This is a genomic window from Streptococcus marmotae, from assembly GCF_001623565.1.
GTDB classification, from domain to species: Bacteria; Bacillota; Bacilli; order Lactobacillales; family Streptococcaceae; genus Streptococcus; species Streptococcus marmotae.
Genome location: NZ_CP015196.1, coordinates 336,367 through 359,148, shown reverse-complemented (window position 1 = coordinate 359,148; position 22,782 = coordinate 336,367). Strand labels below are relative to the sequence as shown.

At 41.9% G+C, this 22,782-nt stretch carries 23 protein-coding genes and 1 pseudogene; 13 read left to right on the top strand and 11 right to left on the bottom strand.

The window, feature by feature from the left end:
• Positions 1 to 104 precede the first annotated feature (104 nt).
• From accC to A4H00_RS01790, 3 genes are all read left to right on the top strand, one after another.
• Positions 105 to 1,475 (top strand): acetyl-CoA carboxylase biotin carboxylase subunit, encoded by a 1,371-nt coding sequence (gene accC, locus A4H00_RS01800; RefSeq protein WP_067086567.1) that lies wholly within the window; start codon positions 105 to 107, stop codon positions 1,473 to 1,475.
• Positions 1,476 to 1,643: 168 nt separating this feature from the next.
• The gene (accD, locus tag A4H00_RS01795) at positions 1,644 to 2,510 is read left to right on the top strand and encodes an acetyl-CoA carboxylase, carboxyltransferase subunit beta (RefSeq protein WP_067086565.1); all 867 of its coding nucleotides are present in this window, start codon (positions 1,644 to 1,646) and stop codon (positions 2,508 to 2,510) included.
• Positions 2,507 to 3,274 carry an acetyl-CoA carboxylase carboxyl transferase subunit alpha gene (locus A4H00_RS01790; protein ID WP_067086562.1) on the top strand — a complete coding sequence of 256 codons (768 nt, stop codon included), beginning with the start codon at positions 2,507 to 2,509 and terminating at the stop codon, positions 3,272 to 3,274. Before accD ends, A4H00_RS01790 begins: the two co-directional genes overlap by 4 nt.
• A 236-nt stretch (positions 3,275 to 3,510) precedes the next feature.
• On the opposite strand, the gene A4H00_RS01785 is transcribed toward A4H00_RS01790, so the two are convergent.
• From A4H00_RS01785 to A4H00_RS01750, 8 genes are all read right to left on the bottom strand, one after another.
• Positions 3,511 to 4,125 carry a hypothetical protein gene (locus A4H00_RS01785; protein WP_067086559.1) on the bottom strand — a complete coding sequence of 205 codons (615 nt, stop codon included), beginning with the start codon at positions 4,123 to 4,125 and terminating at the stop codon, positions 3,511 to 3,513.
• Positions 4,126 to 4,600: 475 nt separating this feature from the next.
• Complete coding sequence (locus A4H00_RS01780; RefSeq protein WP_067085967.1) at positions 4,601 to 5,857, bottom strand: ISL3 family transposase; 1,257 nt, start codon at positions 5,855 to 5,857, stop codon at positions 4,601 to 4,603.
• 324 nt (positions 5,858 to 6,181) lie between these two features.
• Positions 6,182 to 7,459: a serine--tRNA ligase gene (serS, locus tag A4H00_RS01775; RefSeq protein WP_067086556.1), complete on the bottom strand. Its 1,278-nt coding sequence runs from the start codon at positions 7,457 to 7,459 to the stop codon at positions 6,182 to 6,184.
• Between the two features lie 210 nt (positions 7,460 to 7,669).
• Positions 7,670 to 8,041: a DUF956 family protein gene (locus A4H00_RS01770; protein WP_067086554.1), complete on the bottom strand. Its 372-nt coding sequence runs from the start codon at positions 8,039 to 8,041 to the stop codon at positions 7,670 to 7,672.
• Positions 8,042 to 8,192: 151 nt separating this feature from the next.
• Positions 8,193 to 9,104: a PTS system mannose/fructose/sorbose family transporter subunit IID gene (locus A4H00_RS01765; RefSeq protein WP_067086550.1), complete on the bottom strand. Its 912-nt coding sequence runs from the start codon at positions 9,102 to 9,104 to the stop codon at positions 8,193 to 8,195.
• A 15-nt stretch (positions 9,105 to 9,119) separates the two neighbouring features.
• Complete coding sequence (locus A4H00_RS01760; protein WP_067091384.1) at positions 9,120 to 9,920, bottom strand: PTS mannose/fructose/sorbose transporter subunit IIC; 801 nt, start codon at positions 9,918 to 9,920, stop codon at positions 9,120 to 9,122.
• 186 nt (positions 9,921 to 10,106) lie between these two features.
• On the bottom strand, positions 10,107 to 11,099 hold the full coding sequence (locus A4H00_RS01755) for a PTS sugar transporter subunit IIB (protein ID WP_067086547.1): 993 nt from the start codon (positions 11,097 to 11,099) through the stop codon (positions 10,107 to 10,109).
• A 429-nt stretch (positions 11,100 to 11,528) separates the two neighbouring features.
• Positions 11,529 to 12,344, bottom strand: a complete 816-nt coding sequence (locus A4H00_RS01750; protein ID WP_067086546.1) for a Cof-type HAD-IIB family hydrolase — start codon at positions 12,342 to 12,344, stop codon at positions 11,529 to 11,531.
• A gap of 250 nt (positions 12,345 to 12,594) precedes the next feature.
• Between A4H00_RS01750 and A4H00_RS01745 the strand changes: the two genes are divergently transcribed.
• From A4H00_RS01745 to A4H00_RS11980, 5 genes are all read left to right on the top strand, one after another.
• A complete protein-coding gene (locus tag A4H00_RS01745; RefSeq protein WP_067086542.1) occupies positions 12,595 to 14,055 on the top strand; it encodes an NCS2 family permease in 1,461 nt (486 codons plus the stop codon).
• Between the two features lie 92 nt (positions 14,056 to 14,147).
• Positions 14,148 to 14,597: a tRNA (adenosine(37)-N6)-threonylcarbamoyltransferase complex ATPase subunit type 1 TsaE gene (tsaE, locus tag A4H00_RS01740; RefSeq protein ID WP_099092182.1), complete on the top strand. Its 450-nt coding sequence runs from the start codon at positions 14,148 to 14,150 to the stop codon at positions 14,595 to 14,597.
• Complete coding sequence (locus A4H00_RS01735; RefSeq protein ID WP_082815569.1) at positions 14,584 to 15,117, top strand: GNAT family N-acetyltransferase; 534 nt, start codon at positions 14,584 to 14,586, stop codon at positions 15,115 to 15,117. Before tsaE ends, A4H00_RS01735 begins: the two co-directional genes overlap by 14 nt.
• Positions 15,114 to 16,247 (top strand): glycopolymer--peptidoglycan transferase LytR, encoded by a 1,134-nt coding sequence (gene lytR, locus A4H00_RS01730; RefSeq protein WP_067086536.1) that lies wholly within the window; start codon positions 15,114 to 15,116, stop codon positions 16,245 to 16,247. Before A4H00_RS01735 ends, lytR begins: the two co-directional genes overlap by 4 nt.
• 341 nt (positions 16,248 to 16,588) lie before the next feature.
• Entirely contained in the window at positions 16,589 to 17,041 is a 453-nt protein-coding gene (locus A4H00_RS11980) for a hypothetical protein (RefSeq protein ID WP_067086533.1), read from the top strand.
• 136 nt (positions 17,042 to 17,177) lie between these two features.
• Here the strand turns inward: A4H00_RS11980 and A4H00_RS01720 are convergent, their stop codons facing one another.
• Genes A4H00_RS01720 through A4H00_RS01710 form a run of 3 tightly spaced genes read right to left on the bottom strand, consistent with a single transcriptional unit; the run spans position 17,178 to position 19,521 of the window.
• Positions 17,178 to 18,074 carry a hypothetical protein gene (locus tag A4H00_RS01720; RefSeq protein ID WP_067086531.1) on the bottom strand — a complete coding sequence of 299 codons (897 nt, stop codon included), beginning with the start codon at positions 18,072 to 18,074 and terminating at the stop codon, positions 17,178 to 17,180.
• 14 nt (positions 18,075 to 18,088) lie between these two features.
• Positions 18,089 to 18,730 (bottom strand): hypothetical protein, encoded by a 642-nt coding sequence (locus tag A4H00_RS01715; protein ID WP_067086529.1) that lies wholly within the window; start codon positions 18,728 to 18,730, stop codon positions 18,089 to 18,091.
• A gap of 29 nt (positions 18,731 to 18,759) precedes the next feature.
• Complete coding sequence (locus A4H00_RS01710) at positions 18,760 to 19,521, bottom strand: hypothetical protein (RefSeq protein ID WP_067086527.1); 762 nt, start codon at positions 19,519 to 19,521, stop codon at positions 18,760 to 18,762.
• A 590-nt stretch (positions 19,522 to 20,111) separates the two neighbouring features.
• Between A4H00_RS01710 and rimP the strand changes: the two genes are divergently transcribed.
• The 5 genes and pseudogenes from rimP to A4H00_RS12400 form a co-directional block, all read left to right on the top strand.
• Positions 20,112 to 20,582: a ribosome maturation factor RimP gene (gene rimP / locus A4H00_RS01705; protein WP_067086524.1), complete on the top strand. Its 471-nt coding sequence runs from the start codon at positions 20,112 to 20,114 to the stop codon at positions 20,580 to 20,582.
• Between the two features lie 32 nt (positions 20,583 to 20,614).
• The gene (gene nusA, locus A4H00_RS01700; protein WP_067086521.1) at positions 20,615 to 21,763 is read left to right on the top strand and encodes a transcription termination factor NusA; all 1,149 of its coding nucleotides are present in this window, start codon (positions 20,615 to 20,617) and stop codon (positions 21,761 to 21,763) included.
• Positions 21,764 to 21,781: 18 nt separating this feature from the next.
• The gene (rnpM, locus tag A4H00_RS01695; protein WP_067086518.1) at positions 21,782 to 22,078 is read left to right on the top strand and encodes an RNase P modulator RnpM; all 297 of its coding nucleotides are present in this window, start codon (positions 21,782 to 21,784) and stop codon (positions 22,076 to 22,078) included.
• Positions 22,071 to 22,373 (top strand): YlxQ-related RNA-binding protein, encoded by a 303-nt coding sequence (locus A4H00_RS01690; RefSeq protein WP_237334206.1) that lies wholly within the window; start codon positions 22,071 to 22,073, stop codon positions 22,371 to 22,373. The genes rnpM and A4H00_RS01690 overlap by 8 nt, the downstream gene beginning before the upstream one ends.
• A gap of 17 nt (positions 22,374 to 22,390) precedes the next feature.
• A pseudogene (locus A4H00_RS12400) lies at positions 22,391 to 22,772 on the top strand (translation initiation factor IF-2 N-terminal domain-containing protein); the annotation flags it as partial.
• Positions 22,773 to 22,782: the final 10 nt, after the last annotated feature.

Sequence of the window (22,782 nt, the reverse complement as noted above, 5' to 3'; positions counted from 1 at the left end):
TCAAACTGTTAAAACGATAAAATGTAATGGGATACGGGGCTTTTGTCCCAAACTCTAGTTAAATAGTGCTGTTTTTATAGAGTATGAAGAGGAAGGAGGAGAACATGTTTCAAAAAATACTCATCGCCAATCGTGGAGAAATTGCTGTGCGGATTATTCGTGCGGCACGCGAATTGGGAATTGCAACAGTTGCAGTTTATTCAACGGCTGATAAGGAAGCTTTGCATACGATGTTAGCAGATGAAGCTATTTGTATTGGTCCAGCTCGTTCGAGAGATTCCTATCTAAACATGAATGCCATTATTTCTGCAGCTGTCGTAACAGGGGCGCAAGCTATTCACCCAGGATTTGGTTTTTTAAGTGAAAATTCTACCTTTGCGATTCTTTGTTCCGAAGTAGGAATTAAATTTATCGGACCGTCTGGAGCAGTCATGGACACCATGGGGGATAAAATTAATGCTCGAAAAAAGATGATTGAAGCAGATGTCCCTGTGATTCCAGGTTCAGACGGAGAAGTATTTACAGCTGAAGAAGCCCTTGCCATTGCTGAAAAAATTGGTTATCCTGTCATGCTAAAAGCTTCAGCTGGTGGTGGGGGAAAAGGAATCCGCAAGGTGGAAAAAGCAGCAGACCTGATTGCAGCTTTTGAGTCTGCTTCCAGCGAAGCCAAGGCCGCTTTTGGAAATGGGGCTATGTATCTTGAGCGGGTCATTTACCCAGCAAGACATATTGAGGTTCAAATTTTAGCAGACCAATACGGTCATGTTGTCCATTTAGGAGAGCGTGATTGCTCCCTTCAGCGTAATAATCAAAAGGTTCTTGAAGAAGCTCCGTCCATTGCTATTGGGCAAACCCTTCGTGAACAGATTGGCCAAGCAGCAGTACGAGCAGCCCAGTCTGTTGGGTATGAAAATGCAGGAACGATTGAATTTCTGCTAGACGAAGCAAGTGGTCAGTTTTATTTCATGGAAATGAACACCCGTGTTCAGGTAGAACATCCTGTAACAGAATTTGTCACGGGCATTGATATTGTCAAGGAGCAGATTCGTATTGCTGCAGGGCAAGAACTGAGTGTGATTCAAGACGAGATTAGGATTCAGGGTCATGCCATTGAGTGCCGTATCAATGCTGAAAATCCAGCCTTTAACTTTGCACCAAGTCCCGGGAAGATTTCTAATCTCTACCTACCGAGTGGTGGTGTCGGAGTGCGAGTGGATTCGGCGGTTTATCCAGGGTATACAATTCCGCCCTACTACGACAGCATGATTGCTAAGGTCATTGTCCATGGTGGCAATCGTTTTGAAGCTTTGATGAAAATGCAGCGTGCCTTGTATGAGTTAGAGATTGATGGACTGGTGACCAATACAGATTTCCAATTGGACTTGATTGCGGATAAACGTGTGGTAGCAGGAGATTATGACACCGCCTACCTCATGGAAGACTTTTTACCTCGTTATCGTGGAGTAGTAGAGTAATACACTATAAAAATTAACATCTGACTAGCTTCCACAATTGAGAATTGTGGAAGGTGATAGATAAAACTAGCGTAGCTTGTGTCCTAAAAAACGCAGGGTTAACGACATCAGATATTGATTTTTGACGAGTAGAAGTGAGGCTAATCAGTAGTAAAGAAGGAGGAGCCAATGGCTTTATTTAGAAAAAAGGATAAATACATTCGCATCAATCCCAATCGATCGCTTATGAATACAACTTCTCAGAATAAGCCCGAAGTGCCGGATGCCCTATTTTCAAAATGTCCTGCCTGCAAACGTCTGATTTATCAGAAAGAGTTGGGTCAGGAGAAAATGTGCCAGCATTGTTCCTACACCTTTCGTATTAGTGCCTATGAGCGTCTGAATTTAACGATCGATGAGGGATCGTTTGAAGAATTGTTTACAGGTATTGAAACGACCAATCCTCTCAATTTCCCCCAGTATACCGAAAAGTTAGCAGCAGTCCGTGCGAAAACAGGTTTGGATGAAGCGGTATTGACAGGAAAGGCAGAGATTTTAGGTCAGGAAGTAGCACTCGGTATTATGGATGCGTCCTTTATCATGGCTAGTATGGGGACCGTGGTCGGCGAAAAAATCACCCGTTTGTTTGAATATGCGACAGAGCAACAGTTTCCGGTCGTCCTTTTTACAGCTTCGGGCGGTGCTCGGATGCAGGAAGGGATTATGAGTCTCATGCAAATGGCAAAGATTTCTACAGCTGTTAAGCGCCATTCCAATGCAGGTTTGTTCTATTTGACCATTTTGACAGATCCAACGACAGGTGGGGTAACCGCCTCCTTTGCTATGGAGGGTGACATTATCCTAGCTGAGCCACAAGCCTTAGTAGGCTTTGCGGGCCGTCGTGTGATTGAAACGACTGTTCGAGAGCAGCTACCAGATGATTTTCAAAAGGCTGAATTTTTACAAGAACATGGATTTGTCGATGCAATTGTCAAGCGGCAAGCATTACGGGAAACCATTGGCTACCTAGTTCGATTGCATGGAGGAAAGAGATGACGGAGATAGCAAAAATCATTCGGCAGGCACGTGATCAGGCTCGATTGACCAGTCTGGACTATGCGCGTCTGCTCCTAGATGACTTTATGGAATTGCATGGTGATCGCCAATTTCGCGATGACGGTGCAGTCATCGGTGGTCTTGGGCTGTTAGGTGGAATGCCTGTCACAGTCGTAGGGATTCAAAAAGGTAAGAGTTTACAAGATAATTTGAAACGAAATTTTGGTCAGCCACATCCAGAAGGTTATCGCAAGGCACTACGCTTGATGCAGCAGGCTGAGAAATTTTGTCGGCCAATTCTGACGTTGATTAATACGGCTGGAGCCTATCCAGGAATCGGTGCGGAAGAGCGTGGCCAAGGGGAGGCGATTGCTCGTAATCTCATGGAAATGAGTGATTTAAAGGTTCCTATTATTGCTCTAATCATCGGTGAGGGGGGATCAGGTGGCGCACTCGCCCTAGCAGTAGCAGACCGAGTCTGGATGTTAGAGAATGCCATCTATGCGGTGCTTAGTCCAGAAGGTTTTGCCTCTATTTTATGGAAAGATGCCAGTCGTGCTATGGAAGCTGCCAAGCTCATGAAAATCACCTCCTATGAACTATTGGAAATGGGAGTAATTGACAAGGTTATTTCAGAAAAAGGCAGTCAAACAGAAGTTGTGGAAGGCTTGAAAGAAGAGTTGATTGCTAGCTTTGCGGAGTTACAATCTCGTTCAAGAGAACAATTAGTCGCAGAACGGTATGAGCGTTTCCGAAAATATTAACAAAGAGTCTGGGGAAAGATTTTGATTTTTTATAGAGTATTGGAGTTAGACGTTTGTCTCAATATATATAGAAACTGTATTCACAGTTCAGCACGTCCATCTAAGGCTGGTTTTTTCAAAATACAGTCAGTATTCCCTCAAAAAACTGACTTGATTAGCGAAAAACCATCTTTTATATAAAAGGACTTCAATTGTGCATACAGGTTCTTAAAGTATTAACTACATTAGATATCTTTTTATTGAGGAATAGTTACATATCCAACGGTTGTTTTAACATGTTGCGAGAAATAAGGATCTCTAAAATAATCATTAATAACTTTAAATCTTAATTCAGAAGCATTATATAATACAGTTGTTCTACTATATGCTCCAGGAGGATTAGAATGTGTCGCTAATTGAATTGCTTCAATGAGGAAACCAATAGCTCCCCCACCTACCAAACCTAACACGGTACTATAAAGTGCGCCTATAGCATTATGAACCACACTATCTCTATCAGCTCTATCGGATGTTACTCCAACGACTGCCCAACCAGAACTTCTAAAAATACTATTAACAGAAGGTAATGAATTATTTTCAACAAATAATACGCCGTTTTTATACACTCCATCTTCCTTCTTTTCCAATACATCTATCGTTCCATCTTCATAAGTTAATCGTAATACATCAGCATTTACAACTTCAACGGAAACCCTATTTACTTCATCATAAAAAGTAGCATTAGAAACTTTTTGAGAAAATGATGCATTAGGAATTTCATTAGCATAAACCATAGTAACAGGTGAAATACTATTCGCTAGAATACAAATCCCTAAAAACGAACCGGTTAATAATTTTTTACAATTTTTCATTGTAAAGCCTCCTTTTTTTTTGATTTTTTTACAAAATCATTCTATCATTGTAATAGAATAAACAAAAATATGTATATGTTGAAAGGAGATAAAATGAAAAAATTTTTAATCATCTCTATGCTTGAAATAATAATAATGGATCTTTTTATATTTATCTTTTTATATTTTCAAAAGGGAAATATTATAGGAGGCTTTATAACGCTAATAGCCTTTCATTTAGTCATCTTCATTCACCTGTTAAATAAATTTACTGATCATAAACAACTATAGCAGTACTCTGTAAAAATCAAAATGAACATTTTTGGCATCCACAGCAGGATTGCTATTGCGGATAATATCACTACGGGGAAAATAACTGCTCAGTACATCTGAATAAAGTGTGGTGCGGCAGAAATGGAACATAAAAAACGGCTATTATAGTATCAGAATTAGAATAATAAAAGGCTCTTTGTCAACTGTAGTGGGTAGATGTCAGCTAACATCTAGAGAGGACCAAGTTGGTCTTCTCTTTTTTGATATTGATGGCAATCAAAATCCGCTTTTTGAAGTTTTCAAAGTTCCGAAATCCAAAGGCATTACGCTTGATGACTTTGATAAGATTATTGGTAGCTTCCAATTTAGCGTTGGAATAAGGCAATTCCAAGGCGTTTAAAACCTTGTCCTTATCCTTTAGAAACGTCTTAAATACCGTCTGGAAAATAGGGTTAACAGTGGCTATTTCTTGCTCAATTAGGTCAAAGAAATGATCTGAGTTTTTCTCTTGGAAATGGAATAAAAGAAGTTGATAGAGTTCATAATGTTGTCGTAACTCATCTGAGTAGGATAGGAGCTTGTCTAAGATTTCCTTATTGGTCAAATGCATGCGAAAAGTAGGGCGATAAAACCGCTTGTCACTGAGTTTACGGCTATCTTGTTGTACCAGTTTCCAGTAGCGTTTGAGCGTCTTGTATTCATGCGATTTGCGGTCAAAAGCATTCATGATTTGGGTACGGACACGGTTCATAGCACGGCTGAGATGTTGCACAACGTGGAAGCGATCCAGCACGATTTTAGCATGAGGAAAAAGTTGTTTGGCTAGTTGATAGTAAGGGCTAAACATGTCCATAGTGATGATTTTAACGCGGTTTCTGACCTTTCTAGGGTATCTCAGAAAGTGATTTCGGATGGTTGCTTGCGTTCTTCCATCAAGGATAGCGATGATGTTATTTGTGTCAAAATCTTGAGCGATAAAGCTCATTTTCCCTTTCTTGAAGGCATACTCATCCCAGGACATGACTTCTGGAAGCTTATCCCAATCCGTTTCAAATTTAAACTCATTGAGTTTTCGAATAACTGTAGATGTAGAAATGGAGAGTCTGTGTGCGATATGTGTCATTGCTTGCTTTTCGATGAGTAATTGTGCGATTTTCTGGTTGACAGCGACAGAGATTTGATGGTTCTTCTTAACAATAGGAGTTTCAGCGACCGCTATTTTCCCACAGTCTTTGCACTTGAAACGACGCTTTCGAAGGCGGATAAGTAGCGGGTAGCCAGCAGTTTCTAAGTAGGGGATTTTAGAGGCTTTCTGGAAGTCGTACTTAGCCATTTGTCCCTTGCAGGAAGGGCATTTAGGGGCTGTGTAATCCAAGTGACCGTGGAGTTCTAAGTGTGTTCCCATGTCGCATTCATTAGTGATAGTGATATTTTTGTCTTTCATTTTGAGAAAATTTGTGATAAGATTTAGTTGTTCCATATGAGTCTTTCTAAATGATAGTTTTGTCGCTTTTCATTATAGGTCATATGGAACTTTTTTTCTACACTGAAAAAGGCTCCATAATCTCTGTGGCGGGCGTACCCACTACAGATATTATAGAGCCTAATAAAATAGGTTGAGCAACTGCTCAACCTATTTTTAGGTATGATAAATATATCGTATATCTAAGGCAAAAGTCCCTTATAGGTACCTGCTACCGCTGAAGCTAATAGCGAATCTCAAGCCTGACTATTGTGAGGTAGCGAATTAAAACCGTCAGGGAAGGGCTAGAGGATAGTTCTTCCTCTATTCTATAAAACAGTCTTATTTTGGTGCAATGACTTCTGCGCCACCCATGTATGGACGAAGGACTTCTGGAATAGTCACAGAGCCGTCTGCGTTTTGGTAGTTTTCAAGAATGGCAGCGACAGTACGCCCCACGGCTAGTCCTGAACCATTTAAGGTATGAAGGAGTTTGACCTTGCCATCTGCCTCATCACGGTAACGGATTTGGGCACGGCGTGCTTGGAAATCTTCAGTATTAGAACAGCTAGAAATTTCACGGTAGGTATTTTGAGCAGGAATCCAGACTTCTAAATCGTAGGTCTTCGCAGCGGAGAAGCCCATGTCGCCTGTGCAAAGAGCAAGAACGCGGTAAGGCAGTCCTAGTTTTTGAAGGATGTTTTCTGCGTTGGCTGTCATTTTTTCTAGTTCTTCGTAAGATTCTTCTGGTTTGGCAAACTTGACCATTTCAACCTTGTGGAATTGGTGCAGGCGAATCAAACCACGAGTGTCACGACCAGCAGAACCAGCTTCTGAACGGAAAGATGGGCTCATAGCAGTGAAGTAAATTGGCAGGTCTTTGCCGTCTACAATCTCATCACGGTAGTAGTTGGTAAGCGGTACTTCGGCTGTTGGGATAAGGACAAAGTTGGTTTGGTCAAGTTCAAAGGTATCTTCCTTGAATTTTGGATATTGTCCTGTGCCAAACATAGAATCGTGGTTGACCATGTAAGGAGTGATGATTTCTTGATATCCTTCGGCAATATGCTCATCGAGCATGAAGTTATAGAGGGCACGTTCCAAGCGAGCACCGAGGTTCTTGTAGAAGAGGAAGCGAGCGCCGGTTACCTTGGCTCCACGTTCCCAGTCAAGAATATCCAAGTCCTCCCCGAGATCCCAGTGCGCTTTGGGTTCAAAGTCGAATTCGCGCGGTGTCCCCCAACGACGCACTTCGACATTTTCTTCTTCGTCTGCCCCAACTGGTACGCTATCATGTGGCGTATTTGGTAAGATGACGAGAATGGCTTGTAATTCTTCGTCAATGGCAAGGAGTTCAGCATCGAGCTCCTTGATCGTTGCAGAGAGGGTTTGCATAGCTGCAATCTTGTCATCCGCATTTTCCTTGTTGCGTTTTGCTTGGGCAATTTCAGCGGATACGGTATTGCGTTCAGCCTTTAATTCTTCGACCTTGACCAAGACCTGACGGCGTTTGGCATCGAGTTCCTTGATGTGAGCGAGGGTCTCAGTTGCTACTCCACGGGTTGCAAGTTTTGCAGCGACACCGTCAAAATCGGCACGAATACGTTTGATATCTAACATGTTCTTCCTCCTATAAAAAATACACCCATGAACGTGTTGGAGTGACAGAGCCACGGTTCCATCCAACTTCACATGAGTGCACTTGTTTTTGTATGAAAATAAATGAAACGGTAGAATTTCATATCCCTTGCTTATCTGCTCACAGCGACCGCAGACTTTCTGAAAAACGCCTGATACTACTTATCCGTTGCAATTATTATACTTGATTTTTCACTTTTTTGCAAATAGATTTTTAAAAAAGTGGCTGATTGTTTGCAAAAGAGTGGGTAATTTGACGACTTTTTCATTGCCGATATGGTTTCTAGCATGTTTGAGAATGCTACCAGCATCTTTGGAGGCAAAGAGGAATTTCCCACTGTCTGTAAAAACTTGGAAATGCCGACTGACCGTTTTTCCCGAGACATTTGCACCAATTTGTAGAACATTTTCCCAAGGGATTTGGATATAGTCTTCCACATTGGCATCGGCGTAGAATTCTAGAGCCTTGTCACCAACTAAAAATTTGCCGACCTTTCCTCCAATTCCGAGGTAAGAGACACCAGTTGTCTGAAATTCAACGGTTTTATTTTGTGATTGTGCCATGATGATTCCTTATCGTTCTTGTTTTCTCTATTATACCACATTTATAGATTGGATTTATTTCCAGTTTCTGAGGTTTGCTTGCTATCTTGTCGATAGTTGGGATGAAAAACACTAAAAGAAGGCCGGAACCTTCTTCTAGTAGAATTCATGTTTACATGATACCTGCTACACGAGCAAGGATACCAACGATAAAGAGGCCAATGATGATGGTGATTGGAGACACTTTTTTCTTCAACAACCACATACATAGGAAGGTAAGGAGTAAGTTCATGAATCCTGGAATCAAGCCATTCAAGTTATCTTGGAAGGTTGTGACCTTAGTAGGAGTTTGTGAAAGTCCTTGACCAACTTGTTCAAAGGCTTGGCGAATTCCTTCGCTGCCTGCTGGCAATTTATCCCATTCAATGAAAGCTCCTTTGGCAAGCGGTACTTCAGAGACATTGAAGGTAAAGTTGATAGATACCCAACGTTGTGCGAGAACCGCAAGGATAAACATCCCAAGGATAGAAGCACCTTTTGTGATGTCTTGGAGGATACCACCAGACATGTCTTTGGTGATTTCAGAACCAGCTTTGTAGCCGATTTCTTGTGTGTACCATAAGAAGGACATACGAATCAAGTTCCAAGCAACAAAGAAGATGATTGGTCCGATGATATTTCCTGAAAGGGCAAGAGAGGCACCAAGAGAACCAAGGATTGGACGAACAGTAAACCAGAATACTGGATCACCGATACCAGCAAGAGGCCCCATCATACCGATTTTTACCCCTTGGATAGCAGCGTCATCGATTTCTGCCCCATTTGCACGTTCTTCTTCAAGGGCAAGTGTTACCCCGATGATAGGAGCAGCTACGTATGGATGTGTATTGAAGAATTCCATGTGGCGTTTGAGAGCTGCGGCTTGATCTTCTTTATTAGTGTAGAGTTTTTTAAGGGCAGGGACTAAAGAGTAAGCCCAACCCAAGTTTTGCATACGCTCGTAGTTCCAAGAAGCTTGAAGAAATTGAGAACGCCACCATACTTTTTTACGGTCGTTTACGGAAAGTTGTAATTTTTCTGACATTGTAAATCTCCCTTCTTAGTAGTCTTCTAGGATATCGCCGATTGGGTCGTTAGAGGTAGCTCCTCCGCCACCATTTCCACCAGTTTTTGAAAGGTGAAGGTAGATAAGGGCGATTGACACACCGAGAGCACCAAAACCGATAAGGGTGATTTGAGTGACAGCAGCAAGTACGAAACCAATGGCAAAGAATGGCCATACTTCGCGGGTTGCCATCATGTTAATAACCATGGCAAAACCAACGGCTACCACCATACCACCACCGACTTGCATTCCTCCTTTGAGCCATTCTGGCATGAGGTCAAGCATTGCTTTTACTGACTCAGCAGGAATCGCAAGAAGAAGGGCAGCAGGAATCGCAATACGAAGCCCTTGAAGTGAAAGAGCGACTAGGTGGTAGCGCTCAAGAGCAGCAAAGTTTCCTTTTTCAGCAGCCGCATCAGCTCCGTGCACAAGAGCGACAGAAGCAGTACGAACGAGCATGGTAAGGAAAAGTCCAGCAATTGCAAGAGGAATCGCAATCCCTTGAGCGACACTGATAGCTCCTTGTGAGAAGTCGCCACCTTTTACAAGGATGATTGCAGCAGCAACAGAAGCAAGGGCAGCGTCTGGTGCAACCGCAGCCCCGATATTTGCCCAACCGAGGGCCACCAGTTGAAGGGCACCACCAAGCGCAACACCTGCTGCAAGGTTACCTGTTACAAGACCGATAAGGGTACAAGCAACGATTGGTTGGTGAAATTGGAATTGGTCGAGGATACCTTCCATACCAGCGAGGAAAGCGACGAAAACGACCAAAATCATTGAAATTAATGACATGATAAATCCTTTCTTTTCATAACGATATAAGACGAGGCTGAAAACGATTGTTTCTTCCTCTATCGTGCCAAGTATGACTGAATTGGTTTGGTTCATCTGGCTAGGTTTGCTCAAGTGTGATAGGCGAACAACTCAAGTTTGCCGATGAATGAAACCCTCAATCAGACCACAATTTCTAATTAGAAATTAGTGGGGCACATTTGCTTTGTTGATTAAGTCAAACAAGTCTTTCTTCGAGTCGTTTGGCACCTTACGAACGTCAAATTCAACACCTAAATCGCGCAGTTTTTCAAAGGTTGCGACATCTTCTTTATCCATAGAAAGAACGTTATTGACCATGGTTTTACCAGTTGAATGCGCCATTGAGCCGACATTCAAGGTCTTGATTGGCACACCGCCTTCGATTGCACGAAGTGCATCTTGAGGTGTTTCAAACAAGATAAGGGCATGGGTATTTCCAAATCGAGGATCTTTTGCAACGTCAATCAATTTCTGGATTGGGACGACATTTGCTTTAACATTTCCTGGTGCAGCTTGCTTGATTAACTCTTTTCGAAGGGTGTCAGCGGATACTGAGTCAGAAGCAACGATGATACGGTCTGCTTTTGAATCAGGTGTCCAAGCAGTCGCAACTTGACCATGCAAGAGGCGTGTGTCAATCCGAGCAAGGTTGATTTTTAATTTCCCATCTCCGATAACAGTTCCCTCAGGGATAGCAGCTTGAGCGACAGCGGCTTGTGGTGCAGCAGTAGCTTCTTCTACTGGGTTTAGTTCTTCTGGAAGGGCTTTGATTCCGTCTTTAGATTCTTTGATGATGTTTGCAGCAACAGCAGCAACGCCTGCATTTGCATCCATCATGCGTTCTGTGTAGGCTTGAATTAACATTGGTAAATTCAAACCAGTAATGATAGCGAATTTGCGGTCTGGGTTTTCACCCATAACACGGCTTGCTTGGTTAAATGGTGACCCACTCCATAGGTCAGCAAGGACCAAGATTTCGTCATTCGCATCAAAAGTAGCCACAGCATTGTTGAATTTAGCGTATAAATCGTCTGGACCTTCGTTTGGCATGAAAGTTACTACTTGAACTTTTTCTTGTTCGCCAAAAATCATGGAACCAGATTGATGAATACCCGCAGCAAATTCACCATGGCTTGCAATAATGATTCCGATACTCATTATGTTTCCTCCTAAGTCATTTTCCAATCATTGAAATCGATCATTTTCAGTACCTTGCGCCTATCCATTGGTTCTGAATGTGTAATCTTGTTCAATGACAACCGTTCTCCATGTTGCTAGTTTTGAGCGGACATTTTTGAACTATCTTATTATAAAACGTTTTCAATTTTTCTGTCAAGTAAATATGTGCTAATTGTAAGTAAATTTTTTCGAAAATTTCTGAAATAAACCCACACCTTTACAAAATAGGTTTGCATAAAGGCTGATACAGAAAGGAATTTTGTTCTCTAAAATAAGAAAAAGTTGACAGAGATGTGTGACATCTGATTAGAAAAAAGGAAGGTGATTGAGAGTATCAAAAGATGCGAACGGTGATGCTATTGTATCGGCGTACAAAAAAATCAACACCCTAAAGAGGGAATTGATTTCCTAGTCTAAAAATAGTTTGCGTAATTCTCTTGCTACGCCGTCTTCGTCATTGCTAAACTCTGTTAGACGGTCAGCGTGGGGAAGAAGGGTGTCGCTGGCATTTTTCATGGCATAGCCAATACCTGCTAGAGAGAGCATTTGGACATCGTTGTGTTCATCGCCAAAGGCAATGAGATCCTGTGCCTCCATGCGGTAGTGATCAAGGAGATAGGACAAGGCAGAGGCTTTGGTAACGCCTTTTGCACAGGTCTCAAGGATATTGAGAGGACCACCCCAAGTATTGATTTCCAGCTCATTATTGAAATAATGGTTGATTTCATCGGCTAGGGCGTATTTATCTGTTGCTCGTGTCTGCATCAAGATGGAGTGAGGATCTGTTGTGATACGCTCTGGCTTCATCAAGGTATCAGGGGTAATTTGCTCGACCCCTAAAAGAGCAGGATTAAAGCTATCTAAATAATTTTGGGTGATAAAAAACGCATTTTTGTACTCTCCAGCGATAAAATCGGCTTCAAACCGCTCTTCTTCTTTTAGAAAGTCAATCAAATAGCGCTTGTCGATGAGGATATTTTTCTCCCATTTCCAGCGCTGTTCAGGGAGATGGACGAGCGAGCCGTTAAAGTTAATCATGGGAGTGGACAGTCCTAATGTTTCATAAAATTGGCGTGCCATGCGGTAGGGACGACCTGTTGCGATAATCACAGTGTGACCAGCTTTTTGAACCTGTCGAATGGTTTCGATGGTGAAGTCACTCAATTGACTCTCTTTGTTTAATAATGTCCCGTCTAAATCAAGAGCAATCATTTTCTTCTTCATGGAGGAACTCCTTTCAATGAGTTAATACCTCTAAGTATAGCAAAATACAGGACATCTGGCAAAGTGTAGCTATCTTATTTTTGTTTTTAACGTTCTATGTAAGCAAAAAACAGTAAAAACCGAACATTTTTTAGAAAAAAGCAGATATTTTAAAAAAAGAAAACAATTTCACGAACATTTCGCTTGAAAAACGACTGTTTTTAGGTTATAATCTATTTATCGTTCGTAAATAAAGGAGATTTTTTGAAAAATGGATAACTATTTTGGTCTAAAAGAAAATGGAACGACAGTTTCAACAGAAATCATGGCAGGTATGACGACCTTCTTTGCCATGTCCTATATCTTGTTTGTCAATCCAAGTGTGCTGAGTGTAGCAGGAATGCCTTCTCAAGCAGTGTTCTTGGCAACTATTATTGCCAGTGCGGTATCTACCTTAATCATGGGCTTATTTGCTAATGTTCCATATGCGCTAGCACCAGGGATGGGCTTGAATGCCTTCTTTACTTATACCGTTGTTATCGGTCTTGGCTTTACGTGGCAGGAGGCTCTTGCCATGGTTTTCCTCTGTGGCTTGTTTAACATCTTTATCACGGTTACGAAGGTACGTAAGAGTATTATCAAGGCGATTCCAGTTAGCTTACAACATGCGATTGGTGGAGGTATTGGCGTTTTCGTTGCCTATCTTGGTTTCAAAAATTCAAATCTTATCACATTTTTAACATCAGGTTCTGATATTATCACAGTCAATGGTGTGGCTCCTGCTGATGCAACAGCAGATACTTTCTCAAATGGTGTCTTTTCTGTTTTTGCAGGTGGTGGAGTTGTCCCAGCGATTTCAACCTTTACAAATCCTAGTGTTCTCTTAACCGTTTTTGGCTTGATTTTAACAGCTATCCTAGTCATTAAAAATGTTCGTGGGGGCATTCTCATTGGGATTATTGCAACTACTCTTGCGGGAATTCCAATCGGTGTAGTCGATATTTCTTCTATTAACTTTGCAGAAAATCATATCGGTAGTGCTTTTTCGGAATTGGGGACCACCTTCCTTGCAGCTTTTGGAGGCATGGCTTCTCTCTTTAGCAATACAGAACGCTTGCCATTGGTCCTTATGACAATTTTCGCTTTCAGTTTGTCTGATACATTTGACACGCTTGGAACCTTTATCGGAACTGGTCGCAAGACAGGTATTTTCTCAGCAGAAGATGAAGCCGCTCTTGAAAACGGAAAAGGTTTCAACTCAAAAATGGATAAGGCCCTCTTTGCGGATGCCATTGGTACCTCTATCGGTGCGATTTTCGGAACTTCAAATACAACAACCTATGTGGAGTCTGCTGCAGGTATTTCAGCAGGTGGCCGGACTGGTTTGACGGCAGTGACAACAGCTGTCATGTTCTTACTTTCTATTTTAATCTTGCCATTTGTAGGGATTGTCCCAGCAGCGGCGACAGCTCCAGCACTTATCATCGTTGGGGTGATGATGGTGTCTTCTTTCCTTGATGTGGATTGGAGTAACTTTGAAGATGCCCTACCTGCTTTCTTTGCCGCCTTCTTTATGGCACTTTGCTTCTCCATTTCATACGGCATTGCAGCAGCCTTTATCTTCTATTGCTTGGTCAAAGTATCAACTGGCAAGACAAAAGAAATTCACCCAATTCTTTGGGGAGCAACAGCTCTGTTCATTCTGAACTTCATTATCTTAGCCATTTTGTAAATAATCATTCTAGTGCAGACAAGTTGGATTCAGCTTGTCTGTTTTTCTTCGGTAGAAGACTGACAAATATCGCCTTCTGTGGTATAATAATCATCATGTATAGTCAGAATGAAGAAGAATTGATGGAGCTTGGAAAGCGGATTGGCCAGCTCTTGCAAGCAGGTGATGTGCTCGTCTTGACAGGCGATCTAGGAGCAGGGAAAACGACCTTTACAAAGGGAATTGCCCAAGGACTTGAGATTAAGCAGATGATAAAAAGTCCCACCTATACCATTGTCCGTGAATATGAGGGACGCCTTCCTCTTTATCATTTGGATGTTTATCGGATTGGAGATGATCCAGATTCGATTGATTTGGATGACTTTCTTTACGGTGATGGTGTGACGGTCATTGAGTGGGGAGAGCTACTTGAGGGGACCCTCCTAGATGAGTATCTACGGATTATCATTGAAAAGGTGGATGATGGTCGTAAGCTGACCTTGGCGCCACAAGGTAAGCGTGGTCATGAATTAGTAGAAGAGATTGAGCATGGTACAAATTGAAAAGGAAATCTTTTTTGAGCAAGCTACAAGCGCACATGCCACAGCCTTTATTGACTTTATGAATCAGGTGGCAATTGAGACGGACTTTCTTGTGATGGATGAGACGGGGTTTCAGTTTACATCAGAGGAGCTAGCCTTTGTCTTTGACAATAGCGTAGATAGCCCAAACTATCTTCACTTGCTAGCCATATGTGAGGGCGACATCGTAGGAGCAGTGACGGTGCGTGCTTCGAGCCAGTATCGGATTAGTCATATCGGTAATGTCTTTATTGCTGTACGAAAAGAGTACTGGGGGCATGGTATCGGCCGTGTATTGCTTGAAGAAGTGGTCGAATGGGCAAGAGTGTATGGAGTCATCAAACGGCTAGAGCTGACGGTTCAAGTCCGAAATGAACGGGCGGTGGCCTTGTATCAAGCCCTAGGCTTTGACATTGAAGGTACCCAAAAATGGGGTGCTAGAACAGACGAAGGAGAATGGCTTGACCTGTATTATATGGGCAAGTTGATAAACGATAAATGAGTATTGGTAAGAAAATTTTTCTCATGCTTCTCGCAATTATTAGCCTCACAGTTGGTGCAGGGGTTTTGTATGCGACGACGGTTTTGAATTATTCAACAGATAGTTTTTCAAAGACCTACAAGGCTCTTGGAGGTGAGGTCGAAGATCAGGCGATTGAAGCCACGAAACCCTTGACCGTCCTTTTGATGGGGGTTGATATGGATCAGGCTAGCCGTGGTGGCAATTGGGAAGATGGCCGAAGCGATTCGATGATTTTGATGACCGTCAATCCCAAGACGCACAAGACGACACTGGTCAGCTTGACGCGGGATATCATGGTAGAAATTGCCAATGCGGACGGGACATCGAGTGGTACCGCTGAAAAACTGAATCATTCCTACAGCTATGGGCAGGCTCCGATGACGGTCGCAACAGTGGAGAAAATGTTGGATATCCCGATTGATCGCTACGTCGAAATCAATATGGACGGCTTGATTGAATTGGTTGATGCGGTAGGTGGCATTACAGTGAATAATACATTGGGCTTTCCCATTTCCATCAGTGAGCATGAGCCAGACTACACGGCTGTTGTAGAACCTGGTGTTCAGCTGGTCAACGGAAATCAAGCGCTGGTCTATTCCCGGATGCGGTATGATGATCCAGAAGGAGATGTCGGTCGACAAAAACGGCAGCGTGAGGTCATTCAAGCGATTGTCAAGAAATTACTCCAGCTAGATGGGATCACTCAGTATAAGCCGATTTTGGACGCTGTGTCGAACAATATGCGCACCAATGTGGCCATTACCCCACGGACCTTGCCAGGCCTGCTAGGATATAGGGATTCGCTAAATACAATTGAAACCTACCAATTGGACGGGGACGGCGAAATGATTGATGGTCTATCCTATCAGATTCCAACGAGTGAAGAAGTGCTTGAGATACAAAATATCATTAAAAAATCAATTGACGCACCTACTTCTACCGAACTACGGACAAATGTTAAAGTCAAGGAACTGCTTTTTGGTCTGTCAAGTCCTATCCCGCTTGTTGACGCCTATACAGGAGTCAGTCCAGTAACGGGAACGACCTATAGCCAGTCAAGTAGCCCCTTGCTTGATGCACCGTCATCAGTCGATAGCTCGGAAGAATAGCTGATTCACTAGTTCAGTAAATAGGGATAAAAAAAGCGAGGTTCAGTCGTGTTTTCAGAGAAATCGGCTGACCCTCGCTCTTTTGCTTTCTAGTCCGACAGACTCTCCTACTCGATGAAAATCACCATCTGGCTAAGCAGCGAAACGGCAGGTAAAACTAGCGTCGTGAGGTAACGACGTCAGCTGTTGGTATCAAACGATAAGAGTTCATGATTTTGCAAGTTCTTTTTTCTCAAAGGTGTGTGCCATTGGACAAAAAAGGGCTACAACTCTACGTCTGATATGGTATAATGGAAACGAAATCAAACAGATGCGCTAAAACAAATGAAAGAGGGGCTAGGATGACTGCTTATATTCTATTTTTTACGACGGTAAATCTACTGATTGTTGCTCATATGGCTTGGGCTGTTTGGAACTGTAATTTTAGCCGGCACCCGAAACTAGTCCGCAATGACTGTGGTCGTATGGAAAAACCGAAGGATCATTCGCTGATAGGGATCATTTTGTCATGGTTGCTGCTGCTCTTTACGGTATTGAGTCTTATCTCGTTTGTGTTGAAAGGGCTGACGGTTCTGCGTTCTACGGATTACATGGAGCTGAATGTAGTAATGCCACAATTTATCATGACGGTGATACAGCTGACGCTTATCAGTATCTGTGCTAGATGGTTTATCAAATGGAATGTGCGTGGTATGCTTCTGATTATCCTTTACTTGATTTGGTGGCCTGTACAGCTGATTACCCTGTTTTTATTGGTAGTGAACTGGTACACTTCATTCACAGCATGGCTCTAAACGGATGTAAAAAAGCAAGGTAGCTCACATGGCTATCTTGCTTTTTTTAGAACCTGTGTGCACAAGTGCAGTGCTTTTATATAAGAAATCGTTTTTCGTTCATCAAGGTGTTAGATTTTTGAGGAAATGCAGGTTCTTAATGTGCACGTTGTTTCTGGTCTCTTCTAGCGAGTTCTTCGGAGGCTAATCGCTGGATGTTTATTCTCTCTCTCATCGGTTCCAGGTCTCTGTGGTACTCTATCAAAGCATTTTCTGTTTGAATTCTCATAGTATGCAGTTGTCTCACATCATAGCGGACTCTTTCAGCAGCAACCTTTTGAACATTAATTCGCTCTAAATCTGCCCTATATTTATCAGATGCTTTAATAAAATTTTTAACCTCAGGAGTACTAAAGAACCCTACTGCCGGTTCCAATTTTTTTAAATCTTTTGGGTCATCCGCCTGAGTTACTTTAATTTTTTTAAGTGGAATTCCTGTTCTTTCATCGACAAATAAACTAATATCCCCATGAGCAATTACTTTATTATCATAAGAAATAACAGCTCTCAAAGGGAAATCTTTAAGGACAATTGGTTCAACAAAACGAAGTTTTTCTTTTCTTACTTTATCTTCATAATCTGCAAGTGCATCTAGTCGACCAGAAGGGGAACCAAGATAACTTAAGCGCTCTTCTACATAAGCAAGGGACATTTCTGCATATCCTAGGTATTCCATAGTTTCTTTGTTTTCTTCTTTAAGTTCATTTACTTTATCTTCATCTGCCAACAAAATCAAATCAGCCGTTGGAAGGTTTTTAATTTGAGTTTCAGAAACATAAGTGGCAGTGTGAGATTTAGGAGCATTTACTGTGAAAATGCTTGAAAGTCTAACTTCATCATAAAACCCTGCTACAGAAAGTTCATTATATCTATCTGCAAGTTTCTCTGCTTCTTCAATAGTTTCAAAATGACAGCTAGGGCCACCTAAAGGACAAGATTTTGTTGCCGTACAGACTCCGACTGAACCATCTTTTTTTATATGGTATTTAGTCATCTTTACTCCTTTCTCTATTCAATATAATCTGAGAAATCATAATCATTAAAATGTTCTCTAGTAAACACTCTTAAAGTAGAATTTTTATTTATATAAATGTCTGACACAATATAACCAAAATGTTGTGCAATATCTACTGTCGTCTGATTATTTAAAGGTTCAGAAACAAGGTCAACTAGAGTCGCTTTGTAATATCCTCTCCATCTTGCTTCATACATGTCCCCTTCTTCCACTTTTTCTAAACTAGTTTTTGCTAAATCATCAGTAGTTTCTCTAAAACCAACCCATTTTGAAACACTTGATGCTCTTCCAATGTTTTCAATTTCGATTTTATCTTCATTTATAAGTTTAATAATTTCTTCCGAAAGACGTTCTTCTGTATTTTCTGTTTTTATGATAGCAAAAGTACTCTCATTCGTTTCTATACCTTCAAAATATTTTTTATCTTTAAATTCAGAGGCATAAGCTAATAATTTATGATTAGGTTCTAAGATTTCTTCATTAGCAAACTCAGGATAATGTAATCTATTATCTTCCCATTCTGATAAATAACGTTGGCCTTCTGACTGGGTATCAAAGTGTAGAGTATAAGGGCAAGGTTTAAAGAATGTGATACATCTACTGACCTTACCTTGTGCATCGATATGGTATTTCATTTTCGTCACCTATTGCGTTTGTGGTCTATCTATTCGTTATACTTTTTCTCATCTTTGAAGCGCTCTGGATAGAGTTGTTTTTCCATATTCTCTGCTGAGTATGCTCCATAGACATAGTATTGGTTGTTATTTCTTTCTAATTCGATCAGTTCACCTTTTTTGTCTTTATATTTAATCCAGTCTTCCCATACTTTAGCCATGGAGTAAGGTTCTTCATCAGGCCCGGGCCTTTTCACGACTTTATCAAATTGTAGTGAATGAGTCTTTATACTATGCTCAATATACGGCATAAGGTCCCATCTTTCATAAGGGGCACTTTCCCTAAGGTCTCTGTCACCAAGTTTCCCTATTTCCCATTGGCGTCTCAAATCTTCAAAAATTCTGTCACAGTGATTCTTTTCTTGGAATTCAGATTGAGCTCCTTCTTTGGTTCTAGGTACAATCACAATTTCATCATAAGTTTTAAAGAATGAAATTTCATTGTCTGTTAGCCCTAAATACTCCATAGTTTCTAAAGTTACCTTATAAGGAGGGTTGTAATCAGAAGATAATGAAATCACAGGGCCTTTAGCGAATGCTTGGTCTTTAATAAAATAATCTTGCTGGTACTGAGGGAGTCTAGAAGTGACGGCGATTTCCCAGTCAGCAAATGGTTGGACCGCTTCTTTACTTGCACCATGAGCTCCTGTTCTATAAGGGCATTTGTTGTTTGTTGAAGCAAAACATCTTTCGATTTTGCCAGACCTAGGGGAGTAATGATACTTCACCTCAAGATAACTATATCTACCCATTTGTTATGTAGTAGCAAACTACGGTTTACAGTAGCTCGCTACGTCTCCTTTCATTGTCTTTATACTGATTTGATTATATCATATTTCACCTGTATGTTCGATAGATTTTCCTGATTTTTAGCCGAAGAGATACCGCTTGTCAGCTAGGAGTAGTGGCAGGAGAAAGCGTTTCATAATCTGTAACCATCCACATCTGACTAAGTAGTGAAACGGCGGGTAGAACTAGGGTTCAGCAAGGTGAGGTCACGATGTCAGCTGTTGAATGTTGACGAGTATTACGGAGCCGCTTCGCCGACTGTTGCAGGATGATTGAGGAAGACACGACAGACGCAGAAAGTCCATCAGTTTCAGATTTTCTTAAAAGCTTGTTAACCTGCAGATGAAAACAAGGCTGAACCAGAGCATGCAAGTAAATAGGGTGAAAATAGTTTGAAAAACGCCGATATCTGCTTTCGTTATGCGTACGCCGTGCTCACCACAGCATATTTCTTTACAAAGCCTTGGAATTGTGCTATAATGACAAAAAATAGAGAAAAGGAGGGTTGGTCTTGTACCAGCCCTTTCGATATGTAACTAGAAGGAGGTATGCCATGGCGACGATTGTAGACATTGTCACGCAGGCGATTACTCCTCACATTGTAGCTCCTTATGAGCTTGTTGATGTGGAGTATGGCAAGATGGGTGGCGACTATGTCCTATCGATTTTTGTAGATAAGGAGGGAGGCATTTCCCTCAATGATACGGCTGAGCTGTCCGAAGTGATTAGTCCGCTGTTGGATCAGATTCAACCGGATCCATTTCCAGAACAGTATATGCTAGAAGTCACTAGCCCTGGTCTTGAGCGACCCTTAAAAAATGCTGAATCAGTTGAAAAGGCTGTTGGTCAATACATTCATGTAAAGCTCTATCAAGCAATTGAAAAAAACAAGGTGTTTGAAGGAACGCTCCTTTCCTTTGAGAACCAGGAATTACAGATAGAATACATGGATAAAACCAGAAAGAAACAAGTAACTATTCCCTATCAGACAGTAGCAAAAGCACGTCTGGCTGTAAAAATTTAAAAGAAAGGACCTTTTGAAAAAAGGAAAACAAGATGAGTAAAGAAATGCTAGAAGCCTTCCGTATTTTAGAGGAAGACAAGGGGATCAAAAAGGAAGACATCATTGAGGCGGTTATGGAGTCGCTTCGCTCAGCTTATAAGCGCCGCTATGGTCAATCAGAATCGGCTGCTATTGAGTTTGATGAGAAAAAAGGAGACTTTCGTGTCTATACTGTCCGTGAGGTTGTAGACGAAGTCTTTGATAGTCGTCTGGAAATTAGTTTAAAAGATGCCTTGGCTATTTCTTCAGCCTATGAACTAGGGGATAAGATTAAGTTCGAAGAATCACCTGCAGAATTTGGTCGAGTAGCCGCTCAATCTGCCAAACAAACCATTATGGAAAAAATGCGCAAGCAAACACGTGCGATTACCTATAATACCTATAAGGCTCATGAAAAAGAAATCATGTCTGGAACTGTTGAACGCTTTGACAACCGTTTCATCTATGTCAACTTAGGCAATATTGAAGCACAACTATCCAAGCAAGATCAGATTCCTGGCGAAGTCTTCCAATCGCATGACCGCATTGACGTGTATGTCTACAAGGTTGAAGACAATGCGCGTGGGGTTAATGTATTTGTTAGCCGCAGTCATCCAGAAATGATCAAGCGATTGATGGAGCAAGAAATTCCAGAAGTGTACGATGGCACGGTGGAAATTATGAGTGTGGCTCGTGAAGCAGGTGACCGGACCAAGGTTGCGGTTCGCAGCCACAATCCAAATGTGGATGCTATCGGAACAATCGTTGGTCGTGGTGGTTCAAATATCAAGAAGATTACAGGCAAATTTCACCCAGCACGCTATGATGCCAAGTTAGACCGTATGATTCCAATCGAAGAAAACATCGATGTCATTGAGTGGGTGCCAGACGAAGCAGAATTTATCTACAATGCACTTGCGCCAGCAGAAGTTGACCAAGTTATCTTTGACACAGAAGACGGCAAGCACGCAACAGTTGTTGTGCCAGATGATAAATTGTCTCTTGCCATTGGTCGCCGTGGACAAAACGTTCGCTTAGCCGCTCATTTGACGGGCTTCCGTATCGATATCAAGTCTGCTTCAGAATACGAAGCCATGGAAGCGGCACTTTATGGTGAAGCAGAGGTTGCAGAAACTGTCGAAACAGAAGAAGTAGGCGAATAAGCTTGTCTGGAGGTACTGATGGCAAAAGCTAGAAAAATCCCCTTACGAAAATCGGTTGTTTCAGGAGAAATCATTGACAAGCGTGATTTGTTGCGTATTGTGAAAAATAAAGAAGGCCAAGTCTTTATTGATCCGACAGGAAAGGCAAATGGTCGTGGAGCTTATATCAAGCTGGATAATACAGAAGCCACTCAGGCGAAGAAAAAACGGGTATTTGACCGTGCCTTTAGCATGGAAGTAGCTGACGAGTTCTACGATGAATTGATTGCCTATGTTGATCATAAGGTCAAAAGGAGAGAACTGGGTCTTGAATAACCAGCAAAAACTATTAAATTTACTGGGATTGGCACAGCGGGCTGGTCGTTTGATTTCAGGCGAAGAGCTGGTCGTTGAGAGCATTCAAAAGCAAAAAGCAAAATTGGTCTTTTTGGCGCATGATGCTGGTCCAAATCTCAGTAAGAAAGTGACAGATAAAAGTCGTACCTATCAGGTAGAAGTCGTTACCGCGTTTTCAACGCTGGAATTAAGCTCTGCAGTCGGCAAACCACGTAAGGTGCTGGCTGTGACAGATGCTGGATTTACTAAGAAAATGAGGTCTATTATGGAATAGAACAGGAGGACAAGATGTTGTCTAAGAAGAGATTGTATGAGATTGCCAAGGAATTGGGCAAAGAAAGCAAGGAAGTGGTCGCCAAGGCAAAAGAACTAGGAATTGAGGTCAAAAGCCACTCCTCTAGCGTCGAAGCAGAGGTTGCACAACGGATTGTTGACGGATTTTCTGGAGTGAAAAAGACAGTAGAAAAGGTAGCTGAGACGGTTAAAAAAGCTCCTGCTCAAGAAGCAAAGCCAGAAACTGCTCCTAAAAGGACAGAGCAAGTGGTAGAAGAAGTGAGCAAGGAAGCAAAACCAGCCGCTCCTCAAGCTCCGTCTAATCGTCCAAAAAGTCGAAACTTTAAGGCAGAGCGTGAAGCACGTGCCAAAGAGCAGGCAGCAAGACGAAATCAAGGCAAGAATCAAGG